Origin of the sequence: Streptomyces olivochromogenes, from assembly GCF_001514115.1 — a bacterium.
In the GTDB taxonomy this organism is placed as follows: domain Bacteria; phylum Actinomycetota; class Actinomycetes; order Streptomycetales; family Streptomycetaceae; genus Streptomyces; species Streptomyces olivochromogenes.
Map to the genome: position 1 here is coordinate 555,841 of NZ_KQ948453.1, position 12,341 is coordinate 568,181.

Sequence of the window (12,341 nt, forward strand, 5' to 3'; positions counted from 1 at the left end):
GCCCCCGCCGCCCCTACCCGTCCCATCCCCACCTGGGGCTCCGCCCCAGACCCCGGGTGTGTTCCTCGGCTGCGGGTGGGTGGGGGCTGGTCGCGCAGTTCCCCGCGCCCCTGAAGACTCCCAGCCCCTCCGGCGTTTGAGGACGAGGCCGTTCAGGCCGAAGGGAAACCCGCTCAGCCCTCCGCCACCGCCGCCTCCGCGGGGATCGGGTCCGCCGCTGGCGGAGTCGTGCGTTCCGGCAGCAGGTCGAGGACGGCGCGGCGTTGGGTCTCGCTGGTGGCGTCGTCGTAGGGGTCCGGCGTAGCCGGAACCTGGAGGCGCAGGACGGGACCCGCGCCCAGCCGGGCGTACCCGCGGCCGGGCGGCACCTCCCGCGTAGGAGTGGTGTGCGGCGGCGCGCCGAGCACGGCTTCCAGCTGGACCGCAGACGCCGGACCGAGGACCACGCGCGCGCGGGTGTGCTGCTGCACGGCCTCACTGACCGCCTCGAGATCCTCGAACTGCTCGGCGATGACGACCGTGACGCCCGCCGCGCGCCCGTGCCGGAGCGGGACCTGAAGGAGTGCCTGGGGATCGTTGCGGCCGTCGGCGGCGGCGAAGTGGCCGAGCGCGCTCGGCCGGTCGAGCAGGATCCACAGGGGGTTCTTGGTGTCGTCGGGGGCGGGGTGCCCCGCCTGCCGCGCACGGTTGGCGGAGATCAGCCGCCGCTCCGTCTCGTTCGCGGCCCACTCCAGGCTCGCGAGCGCCCCGGCGAGGCCGGACTCGACGGCGAGGACGCCGGCCCGGCCGGTCAGGCACGCGTACTCGCCGGTGCCGCCGCCCTCGACGATGACGACATCGCCGTACTGAAGGGCCTGGAGCGCGATGGAGCGCACGAGTGTCGTCGTGCCGCTGCCGGGATTGCCGGCGATCAGCAGGTGCGGCTCGGTGGAGCGGATGCCGGTGCGCCAGACGACCGGGGGGACGTCTCGCTGTTGCTCCCCGTAGGTGAGGGGGAGGGTGCGCTGGACGTCGGCCGGGTCGGTGAAGCCGAGGACCGTCTCGCCGGGTGAGGTGACGAATCGCTGGGCGGCGATGTCGGTGGGAAGCGGCGGGAGGACGGTGACGGTGAGCTCGTTGCCCTCCTCGTCCCACTCGAAGTGGTACTCGCGACCGCGGCCCGACTTGGCGTGCAGAAGCTGCTCGATCCGGGCCCGGGACTGCGCCTCGCCGTCCGTGAAGTACGCCGGGTAGCGGATGAGCAGCCGGGACACGCGCCCGTCGTCGTCGAAGTCGTGCGTGGGGAAGGCCTTCTCCCAGTCGCCGCCGTGGGCGTACAGGGGGGCCGGGTCCTCGGCCACGGAGAAGTACGGGACGAGGGCGTCGTACAACGACTGGAGTCGTTGGATCTGCGCCTCGTCGGGGCCCGTGGGCTCCGAGGAGACCTCCTGGCGGCCCGACCAGGCTGCCGCCGCCATCAGGGTGATGGCGGCGAGCAGCGGTCCGTACGGCACCAGCGCCACGACCAGGATCACCGAGGCCACCAGGAACAGCAGCGGCCCGCGCCGGTCCTTGGGGGTGGCGGCCCACTTGCGCCCGCCGGCGGCTGCCAGCCGGCGCAGTCCACGGGTGACCGTGATCAGTGGATGGAGGACGTCGGTGGCGCTGTCGGCTGCCGTTCGGGCCAGCTCCCGGCTTCGGGCGATCTGTGCGCTGCCGTTGCTGAGGATGCGGGGGAGAGGGCGCCGGGCCACTGCTGTCTCCTGAAGGTGCGTGCGATGGGCAGGGACGTCAGAACTTGATCCCGCCGAGGAGGCTCGCCAGGCTCTCCCCGCCCGCCTTGATGCTCGGCGCGATGGCCGTGCTGGCGAGATAGAAACCGAAGAGCGAGGACACCATGGCATGCGACGCCTTGAGTCCGTCCTTGCGGAAGAAGAGGAAGACGATGATGCCGAGCAGGACGACGCCTGAGATGGACAGAATCATTTGTGCTCTCCTGGTTCGTGGGGACAGTCACCATGAGTACTTCCAGGATCACAGGATGTATCCATACGATAAAAGGTGCAACTGAGTGAAATTCGGCTGATTTCATCCGGTCGGCGGAGCCGTTCCGGGCCCCCTGAGCGGGTCTGTCGCCCCCTGTCGGCTCTCGGGTGGCTTGTGGTGATCTTTGCCTCGGTCGGCGCCGGTCATGTGCCGCCGGAGCCAGTACGCTGGCGAATCACCCGTACGGCCGCACACTTCGCTGTCGTACGGACCTGCGCATGACAGCCCACCCGCTGTCGTACGCTCCCGCAGTCCCCCATGACGTAGCTGTCGTTGTCCTTGTGAGAGGTGGTCCGGCCGATGAGTGAAGCCCCTGACCCCGAGGTCGTGGAGCTGGCGACCAAGATCTTCGATCTGGCGCGCCGAGGGGAGACCGAGGCGCTCGTGGCGTACGTCGACGCGGGTGTTCCGGCCAACCTCACCAACGACCGCGGTGACTCGCTGGTGATGCTCGCCGCCTACCACGGCCACGCCGAGGCGGTGCGCGCCCTGCTGGAGCGCGGCGCCGAGGCCGACCGCATCAACGACCGCGGCCAGACCCCCCTCGCGGGGGCCGTGTTCAAGGGCGAGGCGGCGGTCATCCGCGCGCTTCTGGACGGCGGCGCCGACCCGGCCGCGGGCACCCCCTCGGCCGTCGACACCGCCCGGATGTTCGGCAAGACGGAACTACTCGAATTGTTCGGCGCGCGCTGATCCGTCCGCGCTGACCAGGTACGACACCGAAAACGGGGGAGGCGGAACGGGGCCGCCGGAAATACGGTCGCGGCAAGAAGAACTGCCGAGTCATCATGACGTCGTGATTCACGGACGCGATGGCTGGGCAGGTGTTGCCGCACCGCGCGGGCCGTGACGCGGCCCGTATGGGCCACCGACGAGAGGCAGAGGAAGATGGTCTACAGCAAGCAAGAAACGGCGGGCGCTCCGACGTGTTGTCACGCGGCCAGGTAATGCAGGATCCCGGTTGCGTCGACGCTTGATGTGAGGCTGTTTCCCATGTTCGATCCGGTCATAGCGCCCAGCGGTACGCTGCTCGGCCTGCTTCAGAGGGGCCGCGGCGACGGCACGCTGCACGCGCTCACCGCACCGCGAGCCGAAGCGCTCGCGGCACTGAACCACTGTGTGCTGCGCGATCCCCGCCACGACTGGCAGGTGGAGAACCGCTCCCTGTACTACGCCCGTCTCTACCTCGATCTGAGCGGTGAGCTCGACGAGATCGAGCGGCACCTCTTCGACGCCGAGGACATCCTCGACGACTGCGAGTCACGCACGGGGCTCGCCCTCGCGGTCCTCGGCCACCTCGCCTCGTACGGCAGGCGGGACGCCCTGGAACTGCTGCGCAGGTACGCCGCCTCGGGCAGCAACTGGGCCTGGGCCCTGGACGAGCTGGCCCTGCGCGACGACGACGCGGGACTGCGCGCCCTCGCCGTGCCCGTCCTCGCCCGCTTCCCGGCCGATCCGGAGGGCGAGGCCGCGCTCGTCGCCCAGGTGCGCGACGCCTTCGAGCCCCGGCCCTGGCGGCTGTGGGCGGACGACTCCCGCGAATCCATCGCCAAGCGTGTGCGGGCCGCCCAGGAACAGGGCTCCTTCGACCGATGGCAACGGCAACTGCGCCCCACCGGACCTCGCCCGGGGTGGAGCGTGCGGGCCGTGTTCGAGTGGGCCCAGCAGGGCCTCGACCGCGGAGCCGCACTCCATGTGCCGGCCGCGCGCTGCCTCACGGCCGTCGCGGGCCCCGAGGACAGGCCCGAGATTCTCCAGGCCGCCCGGGACGGCGGCGACGGAGCCCGCTGTACCGCCCTGCGCTATCTCGCCGACAGCAACGATCCGGACGCTCTCGATCTGATCGAGGCCGCGGCGACCGGCGGCACGGTGACCGTCGCGGAGGCCGCCGTCGACGCGTTCGAACGTATGCGCAGTGTCGCCGCCGTCGAGCGGGCCCGACGGTGGGCCGAGCGGCCCGACGCCCTCGGCGCCGCCGCGGGACGGATGCTCGCCTGCCGGGGCGGCACCAAGGACAGCGAACTGGTGCTGGGCGCCCTACGTGAGGCCGTACGCGGCGAAGGTCCCGACGCACCCACACTCTGGACCCTCGTCGACGGAGCCGGACGCCTCGGCATCGTCTGCGCCGCACCCGTCCTGCGCCATGTCTACCGGGAGACGGCGTCCTCCCATCTGCGCGGGCGAGCCGCCCGCGCCCTCGCCGCCACCGACCCCTCCTTCCCCGCCGGCTTCGCCGTCGAGTGCCTGTGGGACTGCGAGGAGTCGACCCGCGAGGTGGCCGCTCGGCACGCCGAAACCGGTGACGCGCGCGTCGTCGATCAGTTGCGGCGGCTGGCGTCGGATCCGGCCGAGGAAGCGGAAGTACAGACAGCCGTTCGCAGCCGGATCGGGCCCGACGCACCCGCAGTATGAACATGAAGTGACTCGCGGGTCAGGAGGGCGTGGCCGCGGGCTGACCTGGAAAAGCGTGCAGTACAACGCTCACGGGGCGTTCCCCGGTAGGAAAGATCGACGTTGACGCGGCCACGTCCGGCACGGCGACAACACGGGTATGCGTGTCGTCATCGTGACCGAATCCTTTCCCCCCGATGTGAACGGCGTGGCCCACTGCGCGCTCCAGACCGCCCGGCACCTCGTCGATCGCGGTCACGCTCCCCTCGTCGTCGCCCCGGCCACGGCGGCCGGGCACGGGCCCGACGCCCTCGCGCCGTGCCCCGTCGTCCGTGTCCCCTCCCTACCGCTCCCCGGCTACCCCCAGGTCCGCGTCGCTCTCCCCAGCCGACGCGTAGCCGCCGCGATCACCGAACACCGCGCCGACATCGTCCACCTGGCCAGTCCCTTCATCCTCGGCGTTCGCGGCATGGCGGCCGCCGCCCGGCTCGGCGTCCCCGCCGTCGCCGTCTACCAGACCGACCTCGCCGGTTACGCCCGTACGTACGTGGGTGCGGGCGAAGCCACCGCCTGGCGGCGCATCCGCTCCGTCCACGCCGCCGCCGACCGGACGCTCGCCCCGTCCAGCGCGGCCCTGCACGACCTGGAGGCACACGGTGTGCCCCGGGTGCGGCTGTGGCCGCGCGGTGTGGACACCGTCCGCTTCCGTCCCGAGCACCGGGACGAGGCCCTCAGGCGCGAACTGGCGCCGAACGGTGAGCTGATCGTCGGCTACGTCGGCCGGCTCGCCCCCGAGAAGCAGGTCGAACTGCTCGCCGGAGCCTGCGGCCTGGAAGGCGTACGCGTCGTGATCGTGGGCGACGGGCCCAGCGAGACGACCCTGCGCGAGGCGCTCCCCGGCGCCGTCTTCCTCGGGCGTCGCACCGGCGACGAACTCGCCCGGATCTTCGCCTCCCTGGACGTCTTCGCGCACACCGGCCCCTTCGAGACCTTCTGCCAGACCGTCCAGGAGGCCATGGCCAGCGGCGTACCGGTCGTCGCACCCGCCGCGGGCGGACCGCTGGACCTGGTCGCACACGGCCGTACGGGGCTGCTGGTGCCGCCCCGCGACGAGGCCGCCGTGCGCGACGCGGTGGGGGCGCTCGCCGCCGATCCGGCGCTGCGAGCGGCCTACGGCGCCGCCGGGCGGGCCACTGTCGAGGGCCGCACCTGGGCGGCCGTCGGCGATCAGCTCATCGACCACTACGCCGACGTGCTCACCGCGCGGACGGTGGTGGCGGCATGAGCCTGCGCATCGTACGGCTGGCCAACTTCGTCGCCCCCGCGTCGGGCGGTCTGCGCACCGCCCTGCGGGAGCTCGGCAGCGGCTACCTGGCCGCCGGACACGAGCCCGTGCTCATCGTCCCCGGCGAGCGTGCCACCGACCGCGAGACCGAACAGGGGCGGGTCATCACGCTGCCCGGTCCGCTGCTGCCCGGAACCGGCGGCTATCGCGTCCTCACGGACAAGCGGCGGGTCGCCCGCGTCCTGGAGTCGCTCGCGCCCGACCGCCTCGAGGTCTCCGACCGGACCACTCTGCGCTGGACCGGGGTCTGGGCGCGGCGCGCCCGGGTGCCCGCGGTCATGGTCTCCCACGAGACCGCCGACGGCGTGCTGCGGACCTGGGGGCTCTCCGAGGGGATGGCCCGCAAGGCCGCCGACGCCCTCAACATCCGTACGGCGCACACCTACGCGCGGGTCGTGTGCACCACGGAGTTCGCGGAGCGCGAGTTCGTCCGCATCGGGGCCCGCAATGTCGTACGGGCCCCACTGGGCGTCGACCTGGTCGGCCGGCACCCCGGGCTGCGCGATCGCGAGGTGCGCGAGCGGTACGCGCGCGCGGACGAGGTGCTGCTCGTGATGTGCTCCCGGCTGTCCGTCGAGAAGCGGCCCGGTACGGCCCTCGACGCGCTGGAGGCGCTGCTGCGGCGCGGCGAGCGTGCCGTGCTCGTCGTCGCCGGGGACGGGCCGCTGCGGGCCCGGCTCGAACAGCGGGCCCGGGAGCGGCGGCTGCCCGTCACCTTCCTCGGGCATGTCGCCGACCGCGCGCTGCTCGGCGCGTTGCAGGCCTCCGCCGACGTGTGCATGGCCCCGGGGCCCGCCGAGACGTTCGGGCTGGCCGCCCTGGAGGCGATGGCCTGCGGTACGCCCGTGGTGGCCAGCGCGGTGTCGGCGCTGCCGGAGGTGGTCGGGTCCGCCGGAACCACCGCCGCGGACAGCGGGGACTCCTTCGCGGACGCGGTACGCCTGCTCCTGGGGCGCCCCGAGGCCGCGCGCAGGGAAGCCGCACGCGCGCGTGCGGAGTGTTTCGGCTGGGGCACCGCCGTGGAGGCGTTCCTCGCCGCGCACGACGCGGTGGTCGAGTCCCGGCCCCGCCTCCAGGAGGGCGTCGGATGAGACCCCTTCGGTTCGTCGCCCTCGGTGACTCGCTGACCGAGGGCGTGGGAGACCCCGTCGGCGAGGCCTGGCGGGGCTGGGCCGCGCTGCTCGTCGACGGGCTGTCCGACGGCCCGGACACGTCCGTGGAGTTCACCAACCTCGCGGTGAGCGGGGCCCAGACGCGCGACGTCCTGGAACGGCAGACTCCGGCGGCGCTGGCCCTGGGTCCGGACGTGGTGTCCGTCGTGATCGGTGTGAACGACACCCTTCGCTGCACCTTCGACATCCACGCCGTGGCCGCGCGGCTCGACCAGGTGTACGCGGCGTTCCGGGCCCAGGGCGCCGTCCTGCTGACCGCCTGCCTGCCGGATCCCGGCGCGATGCTCGGGCTGCCGGGGGTGCTGGCCAGGCCCCTGGCCCGGCGGCAGCGGGCCGTCAACACGGTCGTGCACGCCCTGTCCGAGCGCCATGGAGCCGTGCATCTGCACGCGGCGGAGGGCGCCTGGCTCACGGACCGCGCGATGTGGAGCGCGGACCGGCTGCACCCGGGGGAGCGGGGGCACCGGCAACTCGCCCTGCGCTTCCACGCGCTGCTCGAACAGGAGGGCATCGCCACCGGGGACACCCCCTCCGCCGAGCCGGAGTTCCCCGCGCCCACACGGTCGGCCAGTCTGTGGTGGCTGGCCACCGCGGGGACGGGGTGGGTGGCCCGGCGGTGCACCGACCTGCTGCCGCAACTGCTCACCCTGGCCGCCGCCGAGGTGCGCCACCGGGCGCGCGGCACCAGCGCCCGGCTCGACCTCAGCGCCTCGCACGCCGTGGCGTCCGCGCTGGCCGCCCTGTCGGTGGCGGAACAGCCGGACGCGGCATGACGGTTCGAGGCGGTGGGCCGGAGCCCGTCACCGGCGGCGGACGACCATGAAGCGCACCGGCGTGCCCGGGACCGCCTGAGCGGCCGCGGGGAGGTCGGCGCCACGGACCACCGCGATCACCGGGTACCCCCCGGTGGTCGGATGGTCGGCGAGGAAGACGACCGGTCTGCCGTCGGGCGGCACCTGCACGGCACCCAGCACCATGCCCTCACTGGGGAGTTCACCGGAAACGGCCCTCTCCAGTGAGGGCCCGTCCGTACGCAGCCCTATGCGGTTGCTCGCGGAGGACACCCGATAGGTGCCCGTCGCCAGGGTCCGCAGGGCCGAGGCCGTGAACCAGTCGTCGCGCGGGCCCGGTGTCACCCGCAGGACCAGCTCCGAGGGCGGCCCCGGATGCGGAACCACGTCCACACGCGTGTGCACGCCGTCGGGGCGCCCCAGAGGCAGCACCGTGCCGTCCGTGAGCGGCGGCGGACCGAGCCCCGAGAGGAGGTCCGTGGAGCGGCTGCCGAGGACCGGATCCACGGCCACTCCGCCCGCGACGGCCACATAACTGCGTACCCCCGCGCGGGCCGGGCCGATGTCCAGCAGCGCTCCGGCGGGGACGCGCACGGGCGCTCCCCAGGGCGCCGGACGACCGCCCACCGTGACCGGGCAGGGCGCGCCCGTGACGGCCACGGTGACCACCGAACGCGGACGCACGGTGCAACCGTTGAGCGTCGTCTCCAGTACGGCCGCCTCGACGGGGTTGCCGACGAGCCGGTTGGCCAGCGCCGCGGCGGGCGCGTCCAGCGCGCCGGAGCGGGGTACGCCGAGGTGGGCGTGACCGGGGCGGCCCTGGTCCTGGACGGTGGTCAGGGCCCCGGCGCGCACGACGGCGAGGGCCCGGTCGGTCATGAGCACCCCACCGGTACGAACCGGACACGCGTCCCCGGGGCGAGCAGCGCGGCCGGCACGCGCGCGTGGTCCCACAGCACCGCGTCCGTCGTGCCGATCAGCTGCCAGCCGCCCGGCGAGGAGCGTGGGTAGACGCCCGTGTACGGGCCCGCGAGCGCCACGGAACCCGCCGGAACCGCCGTCCGTGGAGTCGCCCGGCGCGGCACGTCGTACCGGGCCGGCAGTCCCGTGAGATAGCCGAAGCCGGGCGCGAACCCGCAGAAGGCGACACGGAACTCGGCCGCCGAGTGGATCGCGGGCACCTCGTGCTCGGGCACTGCCCACAGAGCCGCGACATCCGCCAGATCGGGACCGTCGTACCGTACGGGGATCTCGATCGCCTCCTCCGCGCGCGCGGTGTGCGGTGGGATCTCCCACCCGGGGAGCTGCTCCGCCAGCCGCCGGGGGTCCTCCAGACCGTCCAGGAGGACCGTGCGGGCCGCGGGGACGATCTCCGCGGCCGAGAGCGAGCCCTCGGCGCGGCGGCGCAGCAGTTCGGCGTGCAGGGCCTGGGCCGCCGCGACCGAGGAGACCTCGACGAGCAGGGCGTGGTCTCCGACCGGCAGCGCCCTCGTGCCACCGGTCGCCGCGGACGCCTGCGTGTCGTGGGCGGCCGGAACAGCCTTCATACGAAGGCCTTCACGTGGACGCCCGAGGACTCCAGACGCGCGCGGACCCGACGTGCCAGGTCCACCGCGCCGGGGGTGTCGCCGTGCAGGCACAAGGAGCGGGCGCGGACCGGGATGCGCGCCCCGGAGTGCGACGTGACCATGCCGAAGCGGGCCAGGCCCAGCGAGCGCTCGACGACCGTCTCGGCGTCCGTGATCACCGCGTCGGCCTGGCTGCGGGGCACCAGGGTGCCCTGCTCGGTGTAGGCACGGTCCGCGAACGCCTCCGTGGCGGTGGGCAGTCCGGCCTGCTCGGCCAGCTTCAGGAACCGGGAGGACGGGAGACCGAGGACGGGCAGGGCGGCGTCCGCGAGCAGCACGCCCTCGACGACCGCCGCCGCCTGCTCCTCGTCGTGCACGACGCGGTTGTAGAGCGCGCCGTGCGGTTTCACGTACGACACGCACGCCCCGGCCGCGCGTGCGAAGACCTCCAAGGCGCCGATCTGGTAAGCCACTTCGGCCGCCAGCTCGTCGGGCGGCACGTCCATCGCGCGCCGCCCGAAGCCCGCCAGGTCGCGGTAGGAGACCTGGGCGCCGATCCGCACACCCCGTTCTGCCGCCAGCTCGCACACCCGCCGCATGGTGGCCGCGTCCCCGGCGTGGAAGCCGCAGGCCACATTGGCGCTGGTGACGACGGACAGCAGTTGTTCGTCGTCGGTCAGCCGCCAGCGGCCGAAGCCCTCGCCGAGGTCGGCGTTGAGGTCGATCGGGGTCATGAGGTGCGGTCTCTCCTTCGTAGGTCGTTCTCAGGCCACGCGGTACTGCTCGTCGCGGGCGTCGGTGAGGAACATCTGGCCCGGTGCGTGGGTGATGGCGAAGGGCGGGCGGGACGCCATCACGGCCGCCTGGGGAGTCACTCCGCAGGCCCAGAACACCGGGATGTCGTCCGGCTCGGCGTCCACCGCGTCGCCGAAGTCGGGGCGCGAGAGATCCTCGATGCCCAGCCCCGACGGCTCGCCGCAGTGCACCGGGCTGCCGTGCACGGCGGGCAGCAGGCTGCTCTCCCTGATCGCCGCGGCCACATGCTCGGGAGGGACCGGGCGCATCGACACCACCATCGGTCCGTGCAGTCGCCCGGCGGGGCGGCACTCGCGCTCCGTCACGTACATGGAGACATTGCGGCCCTGCTCGATGTGGCGCATCGGGACGCCCGCCTCGGTCAGCGCCCACTCGAAGGTGAAGCTGCATCCGATGATGAACGACACCAGGTCGTCGCGCCAGCGGTCGATCACGTCCGTCGGCTCGTCGACCAACTCGCCGTGCTCCCACACCCGGTAGCGCGGCAGGTCCGTGCGCAGATCCGCGCCCTGGGCGAGCGGGGTGGTCCAGGAGCCGGCGTCCGTGACGTCGAGGACCGGGCAGGACTTCGGGTTGCGCGTGCAGAACAGCAGCATCTCGTACGCCCAGTCGGCGGGCACCGAGATCAGGTTCGCCTGGGTGTGGCCGGTGGCGACTCCGGCGGTGGGGCCGGACACACCCGAACGGAACTTGGCGCGCGCCTCCTTGGGGGTCCACCGGTGCGCATGGCCGTCGATGTGGAGGAGGCTCGAAGGGCGTTCCTGGAGAGTGTGCTTCACCGCAGTTCCTTCCCACGCGTCTCGGGGAGTCCGATCAGTGCCAGGGCGGCGAGGGCGTAGCCGATCGCGCCGAAGACCAGAGCGCCGCCCACACCCCAGCTGTCGGCCAGGAAGCCGACGGTGGTGGGGAAGGCGGCTCCCACGGCACGCCCGGTGTTGTACGTGAAGCCCTGCCCCGTGCCGCGCACCGCCGACGGGTACAGCTCGCTGAGGAAGGAGCCGAACCCGCTGAAGATCGCCGACATGCAGAAGCCGAGCGGGAAACCGAGCACAAGGAGAAGCGTGTTGGCGCCGCTCGGGATGTTGGCGTAGGTGAGGATGCAGGCCGCGGAGAGGATCGCGAAGAGCAGGATGTTCCGTTTGCGGCCCAGTTTGTCGGTGAGGTAGCCGCCGGTGAGGTAGCCGAGGAAGGCCCCGGAGATCAGGAACGTGAGGTAGCTGCCGGTGCCGACGACGGACAGACCGCGCTCCGTCTTCAGGTACGTGGGCACCCAGGTGGCCAGCGTGTAGTAGCCGCCCTGGACGCCGGTGGAGAGCAGGACCGCGAAGAAGGTGGTGCGCAGCAGGCCGGGGCCGTCGGCCGAGGCGGGCTTGAAGATCGCGACGAACGAGCCCTTCTCGGCGCTCTTCTCGCGCACGGCGGCCGCCTCCGGGGCGTCCTGCACCCGGCGCCGCACCCACACGACGAGCAGTGCGGGCAGCGCGCCGGTCCAGAACATCACGCGCCAGGCGAGGTCGTCGCCGAGGAACTGGAAGACCAGGGTGTAGACGATCACCGCCAGCCCCCAGCCGACGGCCCAGGAGCTCTGGATCGCGCCGAGTGTGCGCCCCCGGTGCCGGGCGCTCGAGTACTCGGCGACGAGGATCGCGCCGACCGCCCACTCACCGCCGAACCCGAGGCCCTGAAGGGCACGGAAAACCAGCAGCGTCTCGTAGTTGGGCGCGAAACCGCAGGCCACCGTGAACACCGCGTACGTGATCACGGTGATCATCAGTGCCTTGACGCGTCCGATCCGGTCCGCGACCACACCCGCGATCGCGCCGCCGATCGCCGAGACGACCAGCGTGACGGTGGTGAACAGACCGGTCTGGCCGCTGTCCAGGCCGAAGTACGCCGCCAGCGCGACCATGCTCAGCGGCAGCGTGAAGTAGTCGTACGAGTCCAGGGCATAGCCGCCGAACGCGCCGGCGAAGGCCCTGCGGCCCTGCGGCCCGAGGGCGCACAGCCAGCCCAACGCGCCTTCGTCCGGGGTGAGTTCGTCCGTTCCGGGGTGTGCGCCGGTGGTCAGGGCCTGTGGTGGTGGGGTCGTGCTCATGGGCACCTCGCAGTGGGAGGACGGAGGGTGCTTGAGGACTGAGCTGTGCCGTGCGGAAGCCGTCGGCGCTCGGGTGAGCGGGTGGCGCCGTGTGTAGCAAGGTAGAGGATCGTTGAACGATCCCTCAATACCCGTGTT

Annotated in this window: 12 protein-coding genes; 5 read left to right on the forward strand and 7 right to left on the reverse strand. The window is 72.8% G+C overall.

Annotated features, from left to right (window positions below):
* Positions 1 to 173: 173 nt before the first annotated feature.
* Together AQJ27_RS12200 and AQJ27_RS12205 are read right to left on the reverse strand one after the other, a co-directional pair.
* A complete protein-coding gene (locus tag AQJ27_RS12200) occupies positions 174 to 1,733 on the reverse strand; it encodes a P-loop NTPase family protein (protein WP_067366207.1) in 1,560 nt (519 codons plus the stop codon).
* A 37-nt stretch (positions 1,734 to 1,770) separates the two neighbouring features.
* Complete coding sequence (locus AQJ27_RS12205) at positions 1,771 to 1,965, reverse strand: hypothetical protein (RefSeq protein ID WP_054236250.1); 195 nt, start codon at positions 1,963 to 1,965, stop codon at positions 1,771 to 1,773.
* A gap of 360 nt (positions 1,966 to 2,325) precedes the next feature.
* On the opposite strand from AQJ27_RS12205, the gene AQJ27_RS12210 reads away from it, so the two are divergent.
* From AQJ27_RS12210 to AQJ27_RS12230, 5 genes are all read left to right on the forward strand, one after another.
* Positions 2,326 to 2,718 (forward strand): ankyrin repeat domain-containing protein, encoded by a 393-nt coding sequence (locus tag AQJ27_RS12210; RefSeq protein ID WP_067366209.1) that lies wholly within the window; start codon positions 2,326 to 2,328, stop codon positions 2,716 to 2,718.
* Between the two features lie 300 nt (positions 2,719 to 3,018).
* Complete coding sequence (locus tag AQJ27_RS12215; protein WP_067366212.1) at positions 3,019 to 4,437, forward strand: HEAT repeat domain-containing protein; 1,419 nt, start codon at positions 3,019 to 3,021, stop codon at positions 4,435 to 4,437.
* 139 nt (positions 4,438 to 4,576) lie between these two features.
* Positions 4,577 to 5,701, forward strand: coding sequence for a glycosyltransferase family 4 protein (locus tag AQJ27_RS12220; protein WP_067366216.1), 1,125 nt, complete (start codon positions 4,577 to 4,579; stop codon positions 5,699 to 5,701).
* Positions 5,698 to 6,852 (forward strand): glycosyltransferase, encoded by a 1,155-nt coding sequence (locus tag AQJ27_RS12225; RefSeq protein ID WP_067366219.1) that lies wholly within the window; start codon positions 5,698 to 5,700, stop codon positions 6,850 to 6,852. The genes AQJ27_RS12220 and AQJ27_RS12225 overlap by 4 nt, the downstream gene beginning before the upstream one ends.
* On the forward strand, positions 6,849 to 7,706 hold the full coding sequence (locus tag AQJ27_RS12230) for an SGNH/GDSL hydrolase family protein (protein WP_067366222.1): 858 nt from the start codon (positions 6,849 to 6,851) through the stop codon (positions 7,704 to 7,706). The genes AQJ27_RS12225 and AQJ27_RS12230 overlap by 4 nt, the downstream gene beginning before the upstream one ends.
* 27 nt (positions 7,707 to 7,733) lie before the next feature.
* On the opposite strand, the gene AQJ27_RS12235 is transcribed toward AQJ27_RS12230, so the two are convergent.
* The 5 genes from AQJ27_RS12235 to AQJ27_RS12255 are packed head-to-tail and all read right to left on the reverse strand — an operon-like array spanning position 7,734 to position 12,203.
* Positions 7,734 to 8,603, reverse strand: a complete 870-nt coding sequence (locus AQJ27_RS12235) for a 5-oxoprolinase subunit C family protein (RefSeq protein ID WP_067366225.1) — start codon at positions 8,601 to 8,603, stop codon at positions 7,734 to 7,736.
* Positions 8,600 to 9,271, reverse strand: coding sequence for a 5-oxoprolinase subunit PxpB (gene pxpB / locus AQJ27_RS12240; RefSeq protein ID WP_067366228.1), 672 nt, complete (start codon positions 9,269 to 9,271; stop codon positions 8,600 to 8,602). Before pxpB ends, AQJ27_RS12235 begins: the two co-directional genes overlap by 4 nt.
* Entirely contained in the window at positions 9,268 to 10,026 is a 759-nt protein-coding gene (locus AQJ27_RS12245; RefSeq protein WP_067366231.1) for a LamB/YcsF family protein, read from the reverse strand. The genes pxpB and AQJ27_RS12245 overlap by 4 nt, the downstream gene beginning before the upstream one ends.
* 30 nt (positions 10,027 to 10,056) lie before the next feature.
* On the reverse strand, positions 10,057 to 10,887 hold the full coding sequence (locus tag AQJ27_RS12250) for a putative hydro-lyase (protein WP_067366234.1): 831 nt from the start codon (positions 10,885 to 10,887) through the stop codon (positions 10,057 to 10,059).
* Positions 10,884 to 12,203: an MFS transporter gene (locus tag AQJ27_RS12255; protein WP_067366237.1), complete on the reverse strand. Its 1,320-nt coding sequence runs from the start codon at positions 12,201 to 12,203 to the stop codon at positions 10,884 to 10,886. Before AQJ27_RS12255 ends, AQJ27_RS12250 begins: the two co-directional genes overlap by 4 nt.
* Between the last annotated feature and the right edge of the window lie 138 nt (positions 12,204 to 12,341).

What these genes read in the sequence shown, in the direction of transcription:
- AQJ27_RS12205 (WP_054236250.1), bottom strand. Translation starts at nt 1,965, where the DNA reads ATGATTCTGTCCATCTCAGGCGTCGTCCTGCTCGGCATCATCGTCTTC.
- AQJ27_RS12210 (WP_067366209.1), top strand. Translation starts at nt 2,326, where the DNA reads ATGAGTGAAGCCCCTGACCCCGAGGTCGTGGAGCTGGCGACCAAGATC.
- AQJ27_RS12215 (WP_067366212.1), top strand. Translation starts at nt 3,019, where the DNA reads ATGTTCGATCCGGTCATAGCGCCCAGCGGTACGCTGCTCGGCCTGCTT.
- AQJ27_RS12220 (WP_067366216.1), top strand. Translation starts at nt 4,577, where the DNA reads ATGCGTGTCGTCATCGTGACCGAATCCTTTCCCCCCGATGTGAACGGC.
- AQJ27_RS12225 (WP_067366219.1), top strand. Translation starts at nt 5,698, where the DNA reads ATGAGCCTGCGCATCGTACGGCTGGCCAACTTCGTCGCCCCCGCGTCG.
- AQJ27_RS12230 (WP_067366222.1), top strand. Translation starts at nt 6,849, where the DNA reads ATGAGACCCCTTCGGTTCGTCGCCCTCGGTGACTCGCTGACCGAGGGC.
- AQJ27_RS12235 (WP_067366225.1), bottom strand. Translation starts at nt 8,603, where the DNA reads ATGACCGACCGGGCCCTCGCCGTCGTGCGCGCCGGGGCCCTGACCACC.
- pxpB (WP_067366228.1), bottom strand. Translation starts at nt 9,271, where the DNA reads ATGAAGGCTGTTCCGGCCGCCCACGACACGCAGGCGTCCGCGGCGACC.
- AQJ27_RS12245 (WP_067366231.1), bottom strand. Translation starts at nt 10,026, where the DNA reads ATGACCCCGATCGACCTCAACGCCGACCTCGGCGAGGGCTTCGGCCGC.
- AQJ27_RS12255 (WP_067366237.1), bottom strand. Translation starts at nt 12,203, where the DNA reads ATGAGCACGACCCCACCACCACAGGCCCTGACCACCGGCGCACACCCC.